Here is a 15,439-nt window from a genome sequence, read left to right on the forward strand (position 1 = left end):
GGCATGCCTGCGGCGCACTGTCCCCGAAGAAAGGTCCCCCGTGTTCGTTTCCACCTTCCGCCGCGTCTCCGCCCCGAAGAAGGCCCTCACCGGTGCCGCCCTGGCCGCCGCCACCGCCGGCACCCTGTTCGCCGCCGCGCCCGCGCAGGCCGCGACGACCGAGGCCGGCTCGGCGCAGCAGATCGCGAAGAAGATGATCTCGGACTCGGCCCAGTACCAGTGCTTCTCCAAGATCGTCGACCACGAGAGCGACTGGAACGTCAAGGCCACGAACGCTTCCAGCGGCGCCTACGGCCTCGTCCAGGCCTTGCCCGGCAACAAGATGGCCTCCGCCGGCTCCGACTGGAAGACCAACCCGGCCACCCAGATCAAGTGGGGCCTGGACTACATGAAGGACCGCTACGGCAGCCCGTGCGGCGCCTGGAACTTCTGGCAGTCGAACAGCTGGTACTGAGCCGACACCGCCAGACAGAACCGAAGGCGGCGGCCCCCGATCCCCGGGGCCGCCGCCTTCGTCGTCGTGTAGATCTGGTGTTCCTCGCTCAAATGTTTGCATATAGCGGTCAGTTGTCTTATTAACTGAGTGGCGAATGTGACTGACGAGTCGTCAATGACGCTCTGGTCTGCATGTTTCCGTCACGAGAGGCCTTCACATGAGACAGCTGTCCCGTCGAATACGCTTTGCCGCCGCAGCGGTCCTGGCCGGGTCGCTGGCATCCGGGCTCATGCCCGCCGCCGGTGCGTCCGCCGCCCCCGGCAGCCCGCCGCGCGCGGCGGTGTCGGCGGAAGAGCCGACCGAAGACATGCCGGACGACGGCTTCGCCAACGAACCCGAGGGCGAACAGGACGACTTCGCGGGAAGCTCCACCGCAGCCCCGTCCGCGTCCGCGTCCGACAACGCCGGGCTCCTCGCGGACCCCGTCCCCGGCCGCCCCGGCGACTTCCAGTTGGAAGCCGGGTCGTCCCTCACCAGCCTGGTGAACCAGCTGGACGCCGCGCTCCCCAAGCAGGGCCTCACCGAGCTGATGGAACTGGCCAACCGGGAGGCCGGCTGGGAGGGCGAGTGCGGCTCCACCGGCATCTACGGCCCCGACCTCGCCGTGAACCACCGCGTGTGCTGGAAGAGCGACGACGCCACGTCCACAGAGTGGATTCCGCAGGCCATCTCCGGCGTCTCGGACGCGCAGGAGGACGAGGACTGGGGCACGTCCAACGCCGAGCCCATCGTCGTCGGCTCGTACGACGCGCAGAACCCCGGCCGCAGCGACTACGAGTCAGGCCGCGACAACTGCGTCCAGACCACGGCCTCCGACGCCTGCAACGAAAAGGGCGTCCGCATCACCTTCTTCAACCAGGCCACCCAGATGTACCGCCACGTGCTACTGGTCTGGCCCTACATCAACTCCAAGAACAACATCTCCTTCGACGCGCTCCACGCGCGCGAGGGCAAGTGCACCACCTCCGTGACGAGCAGTTGCAAGGCCCAGAACGGCATCCACGCCGGCGGCATGGTCTGGTACGGCAACTACCTGTACGTCGCCGACACCGCCAATGGCATGCGGGTCTTCGACCTCCGCAGGATCATGGACCTCAACCCGGACAACAATGCCGACGTCAACGACCCGACGCCCGACGGCCTCGTCAGCGACGTCCTCGACAAGAAGCGCGTCGGCCGCCAGAGCAACGTCTGGTACAGCTTCGGCTACCGCTACGTCATGCCGCAGATCGCCACGCTCAGGTTCACCGCGTCCAGGACCACCGGCGACACCAGCGGCAACCAGTGCTACGCCACCGCCCGCCCGAAGGCGTCCTACATCTCTCTGGACCGCACCGACACGGACCACCTGGTCCTCGGCGAGTACTGCAACACCAACAACGGCGGTACCAGCCCCGGTCGGGTCGGCACGTACCCGATGACCGCCCTCACGGCCGCCGTCGAGGGCTCGCCCGGCACGATCGCGGGCGCGGACGCCGCCTACGGTCTGCCCACGGGCGCGACCTTCAACGGCGAAGCCCTCTTCCACAAGATCCAGGGCGCCACGCGCTACGAGGGCAAGTGGTACTTCCACCGCAGCAACGGCTACGACAACGGCCGCCTGCTTCAGGCCACGCCGACCTCGGTCGACGGCACCACACAGCTCGTCGGCAATGCGAAGGCGCTGCAGAGCTCCTTCGGTCCCGAAGACCTGTACCTCGCGCACGGCCGCGGCGACGGCTTCGCACCGCAGCTGTGGTCGCTGAGCGAGCACGCACCGAGCAGCAGTTGCTCCGCCTGCAAGCGTGAGCTGTACAGCTACAACATGAGCGAAGTGATCGGCGACTTCGCCTCGTAGCATCGCAAGCACCCTCCGCCGGCCGTGGCGCAGGTGAACGTGCCGTCTCGGGGGAGGCAGGAACGGGGCGTAGGGAAAAGGGGTGCTCCTGCCTCCCTCGGGACGGGTCAGCCGGTGCTGACCCGCAGTTCCTTCACGCCGTTGATCCACGCGGAGCGCAGGCGGCGGGGGTCACCGACCAACCGCAGGTCGGGCAGGGCGTCGGCCACGGCGTTGAAGATCAGGTCGATCTCCAGGACCGCCAGGGACTTGCCCAGGCAGTAGTGCGGGCCGCCGCCACCGAAGCCGAGGTGGGGGTTGGGGTCGCGGGTGATGTCGAAGGTGTCGGGGTCGGTGAAGACCTCGGGGTCGTGGTTCGCGGAAGCGTAGAAGATGCCTACCCGGTCGCCCTTCCTGATCTGCTTGCCGCCCAGCTCCGTGTCCTGTGTCGCCGTGCGCTGGAAGGAGACCACCGGGGTCGCCCAGCGCACGATCTCCTCGGCCGCCGTTTCGGGGCGCTCCCTCTTGTACAGCTCCCACTGCTCGGGGTGGGTGAGGAAGGCGTGCATGCCGTGGGTGATGGCGTTGCGGGTGGTCTCGTTGCCGGCCACGGCCAGCATCAGCACGAAGAACCCGAACTCGTCCGAGCGCAGATTCCCTTCGTCTTCCGCCGCCACCAGCGTCGTGACGATGTCCTTCGCCGGGCACTCCTTCCGGTCGGCGGCCATGTTCATCGCGTACGCGATGAGTTCGGTGGCCGACTCCTGCCCGACCTCCTCGGTGATGGCGTACTCGGGATCGTCGTACGCGATCATCTTGTTGGACCAGTCGAAGATCTTGGCCCGGTCGTCCTGCGGGATGCCGATGAGCTCGGCGATGGCCTGGAGAGGCAGTTCGCAGGCGACCTCGGTGACGAAGTCGAAGGGGCCGGAGCGGTCCCGGGCGTTCGCGGCGATCGCCAGCGCCCGCGTCCGCAGGCGTTCCTCCAGGGCGCGGATGGCCCGCGGGGTGAAGACGCGCTGGACGATCTGGCGGACCCGGGTGTGCTCGGGCGGGTCCATGTTCAGCAGGATGAGCCGCTGGGCATCGATGGCATCGCGCTCGATGTGCTCGTTGAAGCGGATGATCGCGGTGTTGAGGGTGGACGAGTACAACTCCGGGTGCGTCGAGACGTACTTGACGTCCGCGTGCCGGGTCACCGCCCAGTAGCCCTCGTCCTGGAACCCGGCCACGTTGCCCGCCTGCGGGATCCAGCGGACCGGTTCGGCGCGGCGCAGCTCGGCGAACTCCGGGAGGGGCACGCGGTGGTGCAGCACATCGGGGTCGGTGAAGTCGAACCCGTCGGGAAGCGCTGGACAGGGCATGGACAGCTCCTGACGGTCCATCAGCAAAGGGGTCGTCGTGACGGTAGTAACGGGTTCTACAACTAGCAATAGCCATGGACGTCCCAGTTACTCGCACACCCCTTGCCGTCACTGAACCTCCGTCAGCACACTGCAAGGCAGAACTAGAACGCGTACCAGTTCCGCCGAGTTCCCCGCAGAGCCCTCGGAGAGGATCCGCACCCATGGCTGCCGAACCCGTGATCGTCGAAGCCGTACGCACCCCCATCGGCAAGCGCGGCGGCGCGCTCGCCAACCTCCACCCCGCCTATCTCCTGGGCGAGACCTACCGCGAACTCCTCGGCCGCACCGGCATCCCCGCCGACGCCGTCGAGCAGATCGTCGGCGGCACGGTGACCCACGCCGGCGAACAGTCCATGAACCCCGCGCGCACGGCCTGGCTCACCATGGGCCTGCCCTACGAGACGGCGGCGACGACGGTCGACTGCCAGTGCGGGTCCTCACAGCAGGCCTCCCACATGGCGGCCAACATGATCGCGGCCGGCGTCATCGACGTCGGCATCAGCTGTGGCGTCGAGGCGATGTCACGAGTGCCGCTGGGGTCGGGCTCCAAGCACGGGCCCGGGAAGCCGTTCCCGGATGAATGGAACGTCGATCTCCCGAACCAGTTCGAAGCGGCGGAGCGCATCGCTCGCCATCGGGGGCTGACGAGGGAGAACGTCGACTCACTGGGGCTGCTCTCGCAGGAACGGGCCGCCGCCGCCTGGGCCGAGGAGCGGTTCAAGCGGGAGACGTTCGCCGTCCAGGTCCCGACCACGGAGGACGAGCAGCGCGCCGGCCAGGGCATGTGGCGCCTGGTCGACAAGGACGAGGGCCTGCGCGACACGTCCATGGAGGCACTGGCGGGGCTCAAGCCCGTCATGCCGACGGCCATTCATACGGCCGGCAACTCGTCGCAGATCAGCGACGGCGCGGCGGCCATCATGTGGGCGTCGAAACGGATGGCCCGTGCGCTGAAGCTGAAGCCGAGGGCACGGATCGTGGCGCAGGCGCTGGTGGGGGCCGACCCGCACTTCCACCTCGACGGGCCGATCGACGCGACGCGGGCGGTCCTGGGGAAGGCCGGGATGTCCTTGAAGGACATCGACCTCGTCGAGATCAACGAGGCCTTCGCGTCCGTGGTGTTGAGCTGGGCGCAGGTCTTCGAACAGGACCTGGAGAAGGTCAATGTGAACGGCGGCGGGATCGCACTCGGGCACCCGGTGGGGGCCACCGGGGCCCGGCTGATCACGACCGCGCTTCATGAACTGGAGCGGGTGGACAAGGAGTTCGCGCTGGTGACGATGTGTGCGGGGGGTGGGCTGGCCACCGGGACGATCATTCAGCGCCTGTAGCCTCATGCCATGAGGACGCGCACCCTGAGGTTCGGCCTGTACGCGGACGAGCAAGGGCTCGTATGGGTCAGGGGACTCGTGGACGAGGCCGCGGGCGCACGCAGGGCCCGGATCGTCGGCGAGACGGTCGCCCGCGCCTTTCCCGGGAGCGGGATGACGACCGCTGACGCGTACGACCATCTCGCGGAGCAATGGGGATGGGAGAACCCCGGTCAGAGCAGCGGCGCCCGGGAAGCGGTCGAGTTGCGCGTGGACTTGGCCTGTTCCCTGCGGACGTGGCGGGCGGTCCGTAAGACGGTGATCAGGACCTGGTGCCCGGAAGGGACCGCGCCGCACGTCCGCCGGGTTCCATGGGCCGCCAGGTGAGCGTGAGTGCTTGCCGCTCTAGTTGTGCGCCGTCCAGTTGACGAAGGCTGAGAACGCGGCGGGTTCGAGGGTGAGGATCGGGCCCGCCGGGTTCTTGGAGTCGCGGATGGCGAGGGTGGTGTGGGGGGTTTCGGCGATCTCGACGCAAGATCCGCCCTGATCGCCGCTGTAGCTGGACTTACGCCACTGGATCCCCGCCGGAATCGCGTTGCTCGCCATAGCGTTCCTCCATTACCCGCCGGATCAACTCCGCCGAGTCCTTGAGGGAGAGCGCGGCGGCTTGAAGATGATCGTAACGGAGCGAGCAGTCTTTGACGGTGTCTGGGTTGGCGGTCGGATGCCCGCTGCCGTAGCCCTCGGTGTAGACGATGGTCGGGTCGCTCGGGAAGCGGAAGAGGTCGAACGAGCCTTGCAGGCCCGCATGTGCCCCCACCGAGAACGGCAATACCTGGATATTGATCCGGGGATCGTTCTCGAACGACAACAACTTGGCGAGTTGCTCCCGCATGACCTCCGGGCCACCGATCTCCTGATGCAGCACGGCTTCACTGACGATCGCCCAGAACACTGGCGGCTCAACCTTCTCGAAGATGCGCTGGCGCGCCAGCCGTACCGACGTACGGTCTTCGAGGTCGCTCCGCTCCACCGCGCCAAGCACGGCACTCGCATACGCCTTGGTCTGCAACAGTCCATGCACCAGGTGCGTGTGAAAGGTGCAGATCTCGATCGCCCGCGCCTCCAACTCCGCCACCTGCTGAAACCAGGCCGGAAGTTGACTACGCATCACCAGCTCATGCAGCCGGGACAGCGCCCCACCCGTCCCCAGCGCGATATCCGCCCGTTCGCTGAACTGCAACGTGGGCAGTTTCCGGGCCGTCTCGATCTGGCCGACCAGCGAACCGGTGCAGTAGACGATGGACCCGAGCTGCTTCTGGGTCAGCCCGGCGGATTCCCGATACCGCCGTAGCTCGAAGCCGTAGTAGTCGAGTGGCGAGGCGCCCGGGTCGAGGGTGTTGATGTGGGTCACGAAGCGGCCCCTCTCACGCAACTCGGTCCACTTCGGGACCTGTTGTATCCGTTCCGTAGCCCAGAGTAGTTGCGCGAGGTCACGCTCGTACCGTGAACCGATACATTCCCCCCACCTCCGTGGCCCCCTTCCGCGCCCAGTACCGGCTGCGCCTCGTCGTCGGCACACACTCGGCCCGGCATATCCGCGCCATCGCGCGCTCGCTGCTCGACGAGTGGGCGATGCCCGAACTGGCCGACGCCGTGGAGCTGGGCGTGACCGAGCTGGTCGCCAATGTCGTACGGCATGTTCCGGACCGGCGGTGCAAGGTACTGCTCCTGCGGCAGGAGGGGGCGGTTCGGGTGGAGGTCATTGATGGATCCCGTCAACTCCCGGTGCCGTCTGCCGAGTTGTCGACTTCGGCGGAGGGCGGGCGCGGGCTGCTGCTCCTCGCCGCGGTGGCCGACAAGTGGGGTGTGGATCCCGTGTCGGGAGGGGGCAAGGCGGTGTGGTTCGAGTGCTGGTGCGGAAGTACATGAGGGTGTCGGGGTTCGGGAGAACGAGGCAGACGGGGCGATGGCGCGAATCGTCGGTGTGCACGGGGTCGGCAGGCAGCGGCTGGGCGGCAAGGCGCTCCTGAAGGACTGGGAGCCGGCGTCGCGGGGCCTCGGCACCTGCTCCCTCGACGACACCGGCGACCTGGTCTGCGCCTCCGGCGGCGACGTGGCCGTTTTCACCCGCCGATGAACGCTTCCCACGGATTCCACGTCTTCCTCACGTGGCCCAAGCCGAGCAACTCACCCGCGCCCCAGCCCCGCAGACGGCGCCCCCTGCCCCGAATCAGCTGCTGCGCACGGTGTGGAGCCGCCACCGGGTCCCGTTGCTGGCCACGCTCCCCACCGTCCCCCTCTACGCGATCTGGTGGGCGTTCCTCGCCACCGGAGGCGGCGACCTGGCAGCCCAGTACGCCTGGGCCGGCTTCGCGGAGCGGCACGGCGCCTCGGCCTACAGCCTCTTCTGGTACGGCGGCATGCATACCGCCAACTACAGCCTGATATCCCCGTACTTGATGGCCGCGCTGGGCGTCCGCGCGGTCACGGTCGTCTCGGGCCTTGCCGCCACCTGGCTGGCAGCAGTCCTCATCACCCGCGCCAAGAGCGTCCGAAGACCCCTCGGCCCCGCCCTGCTCGCCGCCTTCGCCCTGTGGTGCAACGTGGCCTCCGGCCGCACCACCTTCGCCCTCGGCGTCGCCTTCGGACTCGCCGCCTGCCTCCTGCTCACCCGTGAGCGGCGGATCGTCCTCGCCGCCGCCTACGCCGCCCTCGCGACCATGGCCAGCCCGGTGGCGGGCCTCTTCCTCGCCGTCGTCGGCGCCGCCTTCCTCGCCGCCCGCAGCCACGCCCGCGCCCTGGCCCTCCTGCTCCCGCCCGCCCTCACCGTCGGCGCGACGACTCTCCTCTTCCCCTTCAAGGGCGAGCAGTTGATGTCCTTCGACCGCATCTGGCCGCCCTTCTTCCTGGGCCTCGCGGTCACGGCGTTCGCTCCGCGTACGTGGCGCGTCGCCCGCTGGAGCGGGGCCGTCTACGCGGCGGGGACCGTCCTGACGTATCTCATCGCCTCGCCGATAGGCACGAACGTCGAACGCTTCGCCGAGCTGTTCGCGCCCGCCGCTCTCCTCGCCGTCCTGGTCGCCCAGCCCCGGCTCGCGAAACTCCGCCGGAAGCTGCTGATCGCCGCCCTCGTGTTCTCCGTCGCCTGGGTCGCCAAGAAGACCGGCGACGATCTGTACGTCTCCACGAGGGTGCCCGCCTGGGCCACCGAGACCCACTCAGTGGTCCGCGCCCTCGACCGCCTCGGCGCCGACCGCACCCGCGTCGAGGTCGTCCCGGCCCGCAACCACCGCGAGGCCAGCGGGCTCGCCCCGCACGTCAACATGGCCCGCGGCTGGAACCGGCAGCTCGACATGGAGCGCGCCCGCCTGTTCTACGACGGCTCCTTCTCGCCCGCCACCTACCGGGCGTGGCTGGACCGCTGGGCCGTCGGCTTCGTCGTACTGCCGCTGGGCAGGCCCGACGGGTACGCCAAGATCGAGGCACAGCTCATACGGGACCATCGGCCCGCATGGCTGGAGCCCGTGTGGCAGGACGAGCACTGGCGGGTGTACCGGGTACGGGACGCGGTCCCGCTGGTGACCGCCCCCGCGAGCGTCGAGTCGACGTCCAGCGCCGACATCGTCGTACGCATGTCCCGGGCCGGGACCACGACCGTACGCGTGGCCTACTCCCCCTGGCTCCACACGGCCGGCGGCGGCTGCCTCACCCGACAGGGCGAGTTCACCCGCCTCACCGTCTCCGCCCCCGGCGAGTACCGGATCAGCTCGGAGTACGGCCCCTCACCGAAGCCGGAGAATCGCTGCTGACCCCCTACACCGTCACGCCCCTCCGGCGATGAGCGCGGGCGGTCGCCAGGCGGGCGTCCAGCGGCCCGCACCACGCGGTGGAACGGCTGTCGGCGCTGGGTCCGGTAGGGCCCGCCGGGCCTGAGTGGTCGGCGTGCACTGGGCACTCGGCGACGCCGGCGCCGCCCTGACCGGGCACACGGGGACCACCGACATCGCCGTACGAACGCGGCGGACCGAACCAGCCGCCCTGCGCCCCCCCGCCCGCAAACCCATACCCCGGCCAGAACCGTTCAGCTCGCAGCACGGTCCTTCACCGGAGCCGGAGAATCGCTGCTGATCTTCTCCGCCATGGCCGTCACCGTCCTGGCCCGCGGCCCCTGCACCACGTACGTCATCCCGAAGCCCGCGCCCACGACCATCGCGCCGGCGACGGCGTCCAGCACCCAGTGATTGCCGGTGACCACGATCGCGGTGCCCGTGAACAGGGGGTGCAGCAGGCCGAGGGCCTTCATCCACCACCTGGGCGCCAGGACGAGGACGACCAGGCCGCACCACAGAGACCAGCCGAAGTGCAGGGACGGCATCGCCGCGTACTGGTTGGTGAGTTCCGTGAGCGTGCCGTAGTCGGGCTTGCTGAAGTCCTGTGGGCCGTGGACCGTGTCGACGAAGCCCAGGCCCGGCATCAGACGGGGCGGCGCCAGGGGATACAGCCAGAAGCCGATCAGGGCGAACACCGTCGCGAAGCCGATCGCGGTGCGGGCCCAGCGGTAGTCGACGGGGCGGCGCCAGTAGAGGACGCCCAGGATGGCGAGCGGGACACCGAAGTGGAACGACTCGTAGTAGAAGTCGAAGAAGTTCCGGAGCCGGTCGACCTTCACGACGGCGTGGTTGGCCCAGTACTCGATGTCGATGTGCAGGGCACGTTCGATGGAGTGGACCTCCGCGCCGTGCTCCTCGGCGGTGCCCCGGGCGGCCGAGTGGGAGCCGCCGGCTGCGGCGAGGCGGATCTGGGCGTACGCGTCGTAGGTGACCCGGATCAGCAACAGCTCGAAGAGCAGGTTCGGGCGGCTGAGCACCCGGCGCAGGACCGGCACCAGCGGGATGTGCCGGAAGCGGGACGGGACCGGGTCGGCGTACCGGGTCGGGATCGGCGTCTGCCAGTACGGCGACGTACGCGACAGGAACGGGACGACGGCAGCCGTGGCGAGCGCGGCCAGGAGGATCAGGTCGGCGCGCAGCGGGTGGAAGACCACCTTGTCCGGCACCATCATCCTCGCGGGCAGCGTCATCACCAGGACGACGGCGACCGGCCACACGTACCGGTCGCCTGCACGCTTGCCGACCTGGCCGACGACCGCGAGCAGCACCCACAGCAGCTGGTGCTGCCAGGCGGTGGGGGACACGACGATGGCGGCGCAGCCGGTGACCGCGACGGCGAGGAGGAGCTGCCCGTCGTGGGCGTAGCGCACGGCACGGCGCATCGCGAGGACGGCGACGGCGGCGCCGAGGAACAGGAAGAGCGCAATCTCCAGGGGCCCGGTCAGCCCCAGCCGCAGCAAGGCGCCGTGCAGGGACTGGTTGCCGAGGTCGTCGGCGCGGCCGCCGAGGCCCACGCCGGCCAGGTGGTGGACCCAGTAGGTGTACGAGTCGCGCGGCATCGCCGCCCAGGCGAGCACCGTGCAGGCCGAGAACGTGGCGCCCGTGGAGAGCGCGGCCCGGCGTCGGCCGGTGAACCACAGCAGCGGGGCGAACAGCAGCAGGGTCGGCTGGAGCGCGGCCGCGAGGCCGATAAGCACGCCGCCGGCCCGTTCGCCCCGTACCGCGAAGCAGCCGAGGAGGACGAGCAGGACCGGCATGATGCTGGTCTGGCCGAGGTAGAGGGTGTTGCGCACCGGCAGCGACAGCATCAGCAGGCTGATCGCGACGGGCGCGGCGAGCAGCGGGGTCCACCGGCTCACCGGCTGCGGCACGGCGCGGGCGGCGACCAGGCCGAGGGCGACGACCAGCAGCAGGGTGCCGAAGGTCCAGCCCCAGCCGAGGGCCTGCTCGGCAGCACGGGTCAGTGGCTTGAGGACGAGTCCGCCGAACGGGGTACCGGTGAACTGCGTGGACTCGTACAACGAGCCCGTCACATGCAGGACGCCTTCCGGCCCGACCCAGGTCTCCAGGTCCGTCAGCCGCTCCCCGCGCGGCGTACTGAGGACGACGGCCGGCTGCCGTGCGGCGAGTATCGCGGCGATCAGCCACAGGCCGAGCCGCGTCACACGCAGGCGTGCCTGGACCGCGCCGACGGCCGTGGCTCCGAGTGCCCGCGCCGTTCGCCCACCGTGCTCCGCATTCGCCACGCCCGTCGGCCTCCCGCCCCGGTCGTCTCAGGTCCACGCGTAAGGAATCTCCACGAACCCCAAGCGGCTCGCACACCCCGGGAGAGACGCGGGCAACCTTGCTTCACCTGTTGTCCGCTTTTGTCCGGTCGACGATAGTCGCGGGTCGTTCCACTCGCCTCCGGTAGGACCGCCGCAACGGACCCGAGCGCGGCCGCCTGCGCCGATCGGCTGAATCCACGATCCTGGAAGCCCCGACGGGGAACGGGGCACGCGACTATATTCGTTAGCGCATCTAGTTAGCGCTTCTAACTAGATATGACGAAAGGCAAGGCGATGAGCGAGTCGCAGCTCTGGGACGACGTCGACGAGTACTTCTCCGCCCACCTCTCACCCGAGGACGACACCCTCCAGGCCGCCCTGCGCGACAGCGACGCGGCCGAGCTCCCGCACGTCAACGTCACCGCGCCGCAGGGCAAGTTCCTCCACCTCCTGGCCCAGATCCAGGGCGCCCGCAACATCCTGGAGATCGGCACGCTCGGCGGCTACAGCACCATCTGGCTGGCCCGCGCCCTGCCCGCCGACGGCCGCCTGATCTCGCTGGAGTACAACCCCAAGCACGCCGAGGTCGCCACCCGCAACATCGCGCGCGCGGGCCTGGACAAGATCGTCGAGGTGCGGATCGGACCGGCCCTGGAGTCGCTGCCCAAGCTGGCCGACGAGAACCCGGCCCCCTTCGACCTGGTCTTCATCGACGCCGACAAGGCCAACAACTCCCACTACGTCGACTGGGCCCTCAGGCTCACCAGCACCGGCAGCCTGATCGTCGTGGACAACGTGGTGCGCGGCGGCCGGATCGCCGACGCGGACAGCACCGCGCCGGACATCCGCGGCACCCGCGCCGCCATCGAACTGATCGGCAGCCACCCGAGGTTGAGCGGCACGGCGATCCAGACGGTGGGCGGCAAGGGCTACGACGGCTTCGCACTGGCACGGGTACTGGCGTAAGCGGCGAGGGCCTACCGGACCGAGGGGGACACCCCCCTGGGCTCAAGCCTCGTGATAGAAGCCGACGTTGACACTGCGAGGCGCCGTGCGGTCCTGGATGACGAGCTCGCCGCTGCCGCCCCTGGGCAGCGGCACTGTCCCGCCGTAGGCGAGCGGCTGCGCGTACCCCTCCACCGTCAGCCGCACCTCGGAGGACGGATCGGGCTGCGAACCACGCAGCCAGCTCACCTGCCACCCACCATCCGGACCGCACAGGAACTCCAGGTGGACCCGCGAGACGAACAGCCAGTCGTCCGGCGTCGCGAGCCGGCACACCGTCTTGTCCCGGCCCACCCGCAGCACGGCACCCGGCTCGCTGGGCGCGTCGGCCATGAGCATGCCGGCCGTGGCACCCTCGTCCGCCGCGGACACGGCGGCCATGGTGAGTTCGAGCACGTGCGTTCCTCCTGAAACGTCCTTGTACGGCGGCCGTTTTGGCAACCGACGCCGCATGATAAATCGCCCGGCACCGCCGCGTCCGGCACAATGAACTCATGACCGAGCGAAAGCCTCCCGGGGTCCCGTTCGAGTCCTGGGTGGACAAGCAGATCCACGACGCGCAGGCGCGCGGCGACTTCGACAGACTGCCCGGCGCCGGCAAACCGCTGCCGAACGACCTGGAATCCCCGTACGACGAACTGTGGTGGGTCAAACGCAAGATGGGCCGCGAGGGCCTGTCGGTCCTGCCCCCGGCGCTGGCCCTGCGCAAGGAGGCGGAGGACGCGCTGACGGCGGCGTACGCGGCCCCCACCGAACGGATCGTCCGGAAGATCATCACGGACGTGAACGTCAAGATCCGCGACATGCTGCTGAAGCCGCCCCCCGGCCCGCCCCTGGGCCGGGGGCCGTACGACGTCGAAGAGGTCGTACGCGAGTGGCGGGAGCGCCGGGAGGCGGCGAACGGTCGGCGGGCGGACGCCTCAGACGTGTAGGAGCCGTTCCGCCGGCTCGGTCAGGCGGCCGGTGAGCTCCTCCAGGACGTGATCGGCCTCCTCGACGCCGCTCCGGGGACCGTCGACGAACCCGGAGACCGCGTGCTGCAGCTGCAACTCGAACGTGTCGGACTCGTCGTGCGGGAAGAGCACAGTGGCCTCGTGCCCGCTCTCCGTGCCGCCGTGCTCCGTACCGCCGGTGGGCGCGGCCGTGGGCCCGCTCCTCGCCGGCTCCTGCTCCATTCCCCTGCCGGTCGTCGCGTCCGTCATGTCGCTCGACTCCCCTTCGCGTGACGTCCTGAGAGCGTCCACGGCAGATGGCCGCGGTGGCCGTCGGTGTCCCTTCGGGACTCGTGGGGCTCATGGGCCGGTAGCCGTGCAGATGGTCCGCGTGGTGCACGGACAGGGCGGAGAGCTGCTCCTCGTACTGCGCGCCGTCCGGGAAACCCCGCGCCTGCGCCAGCTCGGCGAGCAGCCGGTCCGCCTCGTCGACGGCCTCCCTTCGGCGAGTCGACGAAGCGCTCCTGGGCCGCCGTCCAGCGGGCCTCGAACCGCTCCAGCTCGACCGGCTCCAGCGGCCGCTCCCGCAGCCCGCCGTGCCGCTCCACCCTGCGGGCAAGCTCACGTTCGGCGGCCTTGGCGTCCCCGTCGTGCCGGGCCACGGCCCGCTCGTACTCGGGCCGCCGCCGCAATCACGATCAGAACGATCACACCTGTGGACATGTCTGCCGGGTTGCCCGGAAGGCGGGAAGGCGCCCCTCAAACGGCCGCCGATTTTCCCCCGAGCGGCGTGTCGATTCCACCACTCCCCGATCGACACAAAGGTGAAGAGCATCGAATCAACCCACCCGAGGAGCAAGCCATGACCGAGGTCATCGCACAGCTGTCGATGTCGCTGGACGGATACATCGCGGGCCCGGACTCGGGCCGCGAACACCCCCTGGGCATCGGCGGCGAACGCCTGCACCAGTGGGTGTACGGCCTGCGCAGCTGGCGCAGGGAGCAGGGCATCAAGGGCGGGACGGGCGGCCCCGAGGACGACCTGCTCGCCGAGTGGATCAAGCGCCCCGGCGCAGTCGTCATGGGCCACGGCATGTACATCACCGGCGAAGCCCCCTGGGGCGACAACCCGCCCTTCCATATGCCGGTGTACGTCGTGACCCACCACCCCCGCGAGTCCCTGGTCAAGGAGGGCGGTACGGTCTTCCACTTCGTCACCGAGGGCCCGGAGCGCGCGTTGGAGCTGGCCCGGGACGCGGCAGGGGACAAGGACGTCTCCCTGGCGGGCGGGGCAGACCTGGTGCAGCAGTTCATCCGCGCCGGATGGCTGGACGAACTACTCCTCCACGTCGTACCCGTTCTGGCCGGCGAGGGTGGACGGCGCCTGTTCGACAACGTCGGCGACAAGCAGATCGAATGGCGAAAGACACAGGTACTGGACGCGCCGGAGGCGACACATATCCGCTTGCGGGCCCACTAGTTCCCCGTCCGACAATGTCCGGCATGACCTGGACCGTCGCCCCGGAACCCCACGACTCCCCCGCCGCCACCGCCCTCTGGCGGGCGTACTACACGGAGGTCAGCGACCGCTACTACCTCCTGCACGAGGGACGCCGCACCGACCCGGCCGAGCTGGACCGCGAGACAGCCCACCAAACGGGCGCCGAACTCACGCCGCCCAAGGGCCAGTTGCTGGTGGCCCGCTACGCAGGCGAGCCGGCCGGCACAGCCGGCATCCGCCTCCTGGACGCGGACACCGCCGAACTCACCCGGGTGTTCGTCCACGAGACGCTGCGCGGCAAGGGCGGCGGCCCACTCCTCGTAAGGGCCGCCGAGGACACGGCCCGCTCCTTCGGCGCCACCCGCATGATCCTGGACACCCGCCACGACCTGGTGGAGGCCCGCGCCCTCTACACACGACTCGGCTACAAGGAGACGCCCCCGCACAACGACGGCACCTACGCCGAGCACTGGTTCAGCAAGGCGCTGCGCTGACGCTGGGCGGGGGGTGGGTCGCGCGGCCCGGCGCCAGCGGGGTGCCGCCCCAGCGGCACGACTGCCCGCGGCTTGGCCCGGCGTGTGGGGGGCGTACCCCCACGGTGCCGCAGTCGCCCACGGCGGGAAGGGGACGTGCCGGGGGGTGTCCGCCCGCAGCGGCGGGCGTCAACAGACAGCACCTCTTGCCCGACGGCAACCGCCCGACCGAGGACGGACACCCCCCGGCGCGGCCCCGACCCACCCACCGCCCGCAGGCGCTACGCGCACCCCCACGCAGCGACACAGGCCGCCGCAGGCATCCGACGCGCACCCCCAC

Annotated in this window: 17 protein-coding genes and 1 pseudogene; 11 read left to right on the forward strand and 7 right to left on the reverse strand. The window is 69.8% G+C overall.

The annotated features are described in order from the left end of the window. Positions 1-40: 40 nt before the first annotated feature. Both ADL12_RS02305 and ADL12_RS02310 read left to right on the forward strand, forming a co-directional pair. Positions 41-454 (forward strand): aggregation-promoting factor C-terminal-like domain-containing protein, encoded by a 414-nt coding sequence (locus tag ADL12_RS02305; RefSeq protein ID WP_062697886.1) that lies wholly within the window; start codon positions 41-43, stop codon positions 452-454. A 199-nt stretch (positions 455-653) separates the two neighbouring features. After that, positions 654-2,333 carry a hypothetical protein gene (locus tag ADL12_RS02310; protein WP_062697888.1) on the forward strand — a complete coding sequence of 560 codons (1,680 nt, stop codon included), beginning with the start codon at positions 654-656 and terminating at the stop codon, positions 2,331-2,333. Positions 2,334-2,440: 107 nt separating this feature from the next. Here ADL12_RS02310 and ADL12_RS02315 read toward each other — a convergent pair whose 3' ends face one another. Beyond that, positions 2,441-3,676 carry a cytochrome P450 gene (locus tag ADL12_RS02315; protein WP_062697913.1) on the reverse strand — a complete coding sequence of 412 codons (1,236 nt, stop codon included), beginning with the start codon at positions 3,674-3,676 and terminating at the stop codon, positions 2,441-2,443. 203 nt (positions 3,677-3,879) lie between these two features. Here ADL12_RS02315 and ADL12_RS02320 point away from each other — a divergent pair, with 203 nt between their 5' ends. After that, the gene (locus ADL12_RS02320; RefSeq protein WP_062697891.1) at positions 3,880-5,049 is read left to right on the forward strand and encodes a steroid 3-ketoacyl-CoA thiolase; all 1,170 of its coding nucleotides are present in this window, start codon (positions 3,880-3,882) and stop codon (positions 5,047-5,049) included. Positions 5,050-5,058: 9 nt separating this feature from the next. After that, the gene (locus ADL12_RS02325; protein ID WP_062697893.1) at positions 5,059-5,415 is read left to right on the forward strand and encodes a hypothetical protein; all 357 of its coding nucleotides are present in this window, start codon (positions 5,059-5,061) and stop codon (positions 5,413-5,415) included. 18 nt (positions 5,416-5,433) lie between these two features. Here ADL12_RS02325 and ADL12_RS02330 read toward each other — a convergent pair whose 3' ends face one another. Then, entirely contained in the window at positions 5,434-5,634 is a 201-nt protein-coding gene (locus tag ADL12_RS02330) for a DUF397 domain-containing protein (RefSeq protein WP_062697895.1), read from the reverse strand. Beyond that, a complete protein-coding gene (locus tag ADL12_RS02335; protein ID WP_062697897.1) occupies positions 5,594-6,442 on the reverse strand; it encodes a helix-turn-helix domain-containing protein in 849 nt (282 codons plus the stop codon). Before ADL12_RS02335 ends, ADL12_RS02330 begins: the two co-directional genes overlap by 41 nt. Before the next feature lie 92 nt (positions 6,443-6,534). On the opposite strand from ADL12_RS02335, the gene ADL12_RS02340 reads away from it, so the two are divergent. Genes ADL12_RS02340 through ADL12_RS02345 form a run of 3 tightly spaced genes read left to right on the forward strand, consistent with a single transcriptional unit; the run spans position 6,535 to position 8,840 of the window. Then, positions 6,535-6,960, forward strand: a complete 426-nt coding sequence (locus ADL12_RS02340; protein WP_062697898.1) for an ATP-binding protein — start codon at positions 6,535-6,537, stop codon at positions 6,958-6,960. A 37-nt stretch (positions 6,961-6,997) separates the two neighbouring features. Continuing rightward, entirely contained in the window at positions 6,998-7,168 is a 171-nt protein-coding gene (locus ADL12_RS53670) for a hypothetical protein (protein ID WP_159053058.1), read from the forward strand. 31 nt (positions 7,169-7,199) lie between these two features. Continuing rightward, the gene (locus ADL12_RS02345) at positions 7,200-8,840 is read left to right on the forward strand and encodes a hypothetical protein (protein ID WP_425265059.1); all 1,641 of its coding nucleotides are present in this window, start codon (positions 7,200-7,202) and stop codon (positions 8,838-8,840) included. A 272-nt stretch (positions 8,841-9,112) separates the two neighbouring features. On the opposite strand, the gene ADL12_RS02350 is transcribed toward ADL12_RS02345, so the two are convergent. Further along, complete coding sequence (locus ADL12_RS02350; RefSeq protein WP_062697900.1) at positions 9,113-11,167, reverse strand: bifunctional glycosyltransferase 87/phosphatase PAP2 family protein; 2,055 nt, start codon at positions 11,165-11,167, stop codon at positions 9,113-9,115. Positions 11,168-11,482: 315 nt separating this feature from the next. Here ADL12_RS02350 and ADL12_RS02355 point away from each other — a divergent pair, with 315 nt between their 5' ends. Beyond that, a complete protein-coding gene (locus ADL12_RS02355; RefSeq protein ID WP_062697902.1) occupies positions 11,483-12,154 on the forward strand; it encodes an O-methyltransferase in 672 nt (223 codons plus the stop codon). Positions 12,155-12,196: 42 nt separating this feature from the next. On the opposite strand, the gene ADL12_RS02360 is transcribed toward ADL12_RS02355, so the two are convergent. Continuing rightward, positions 12,197-12,589 carry an FHA domain-containing protein gene (locus ADL12_RS02360; RefSeq protein WP_062697903.1) on the reverse strand — a complete coding sequence of 131 codons (393 nt, stop codon included), beginning with the start codon at positions 12,587-12,589 and terminating at the stop codon, positions 12,197-12,199. 98 nt (positions 12,590-12,687) lie between these two features. Here ADL12_RS02360 and ADL12_RS02365 point away from each other — a divergent pair, with 98 nt between their 5' ends. Next, complete coding sequence (locus tag ADL12_RS02365; protein ID WP_062697905.1) at positions 12,688-13,125, forward strand: DnaJ family domain-containing protein; 438 nt, start codon at positions 12,688-12,690, stop codon at positions 13,123-13,125. Here ADL12_RS02365 and ADL12_RS02370 read toward each other — a convergent pair. Next, a complete protein-coding gene (locus ADL12_RS02370) occupies positions 13,114-13,395 on the reverse strand; it encodes a hypothetical protein (RefSeq protein WP_244187743.1) in 282 nt (93 codons plus the stop codon). The two genes, ADL12_RS02365 and ADL12_RS02370, sit on opposite strands and share 12 nt — an antisense overlap. Before the next feature lie 97 nt (positions 13,396-13,492). Further along, a pseudogene (locus ADL12_RS55960) lies at positions 13,493-13,817 on the reverse strand (hypothetical protein); the annotation flags it as partial. A 170-nt stretch (positions 13,818-13,987) separates the two neighbouring features. Here ADL12_RS55960 and ADL12_RS02375 point away from each other — a divergent pair. Together ADL12_RS02375 and ADL12_RS02380 are read left to right on the forward strand one after the other, a co-directional pair. Beyond that, positions 13,988-14,605, forward strand: a complete 618-nt coding sequence (locus ADL12_RS02375) for a dihydrofolate reductase family protein (protein ID WP_062697907.1) — start codon at positions 13,988-13,990, stop codon at positions 14,603-14,605. Positions 14,606-14,628: 23 nt separating this feature from the next. Continuing rightward, the gene (locus tag ADL12_RS02380) at positions 14,629-15,120 is read left to right on the forward strand and encodes a GNAT family N-acetyltransferase (protein WP_208614454.1); all 492 of its coding nucleotides are present in this window, start codon (positions 14,629-14,631) and stop codon (positions 15,118-15,120) included. Positions 15,121-15,439: the final 319 nt, after the last annotated feature.

Origin of the sequence: Streptomyces regalis, from assembly GCF_001509475.1 — a bacterium.
Classification (GTDB): domain Bacteria; phylum Actinomycetota; class Actinomycetes; order Streptomycetales; family Streptomycetaceae; genus Streptomyces; species Streptomyces regalis.

Excerpts from the sequence above, each read along its gene's own strand:
- ADL12_RS02355 (WP_062697902.1), top strand. The coding sequence starts at position 11,483 with ATGAGCGAGTCGCAGCTCTGGGACGACGTCGACGAGTACTTCTCCGCC.
- ADL12_RS02325 (WP_062697893.1), top strand. The coding sequence starts at position 5,059 with ATGAGGACGCGCACCCTGAGGTTCGGCCTGTACGCGGACGAGCAAGGG.
- ADL12_RS02310 (WP_062697888.1), top strand. The coding sequence starts at position 654 with ATGAGACAGCTGTCCCGTCGAATACGCTTTGCCGCCGCAGCGGTCCTG.
- ADL12_RS02330 (WP_062697895.1), bottom strand. The coding sequence starts at position 5,634 with ATGGCGAGCAACGCGATTCCGGCGGGGATCCAGTGGCGTAAGTCCAGC.
- ADL12_RS02365 (WP_062697905.1), top strand. The coding sequence starts at position 12,688 with ATGACCGAGCGAAAGCCTCCCGGGGTCCCGTTCGAGTCCTGGGTGGAC.
- ADL12_RS02370 (WP_244187743.1), bottom strand. The coding sequence starts at position 13,395 with ATGACGGACGCGACGACCGGCAGGGGAATGGAGCAGGAGCCGGCGAGG.
- ADL12_RS02315 (WP_062697913.1), bottom strand. The coding sequence starts at position 3,676 with ATGCCCTGTCCAGCGCTTCCCGACGGGTTCGACTTCACCGACCCCGAT.
- ADL12_RS02380 (WP_208614454.1), top strand. The coding sequence starts at position 14,629 with ATGACCTGGACCGTCGCCCCGGAACCCCACGACTCCCCCGCCGCCACC.
- ADL12_RS02320 (WP_062697891.1), top strand. The coding sequence starts at position 3,880 with ATGGCTGCCGAACCCGTGATCGTCGAAGCCGTACGCACCCCCATCGGC.
- ADL12_RS02375 (WP_062697907.1), top strand. The coding sequence starts at position 13,988 with ATGACCGAGGTCATCGCACAGCTGTCGATGTCGCTGGACGGATACATC.
- ADL12_RS53670 (WP_159053058.1), top strand. The coding sequence starts at position 6,998 with ATGGCGCGAATCGTCGGTGTGCACGGGGTCGGCAGGCAGCGGCTGGGC.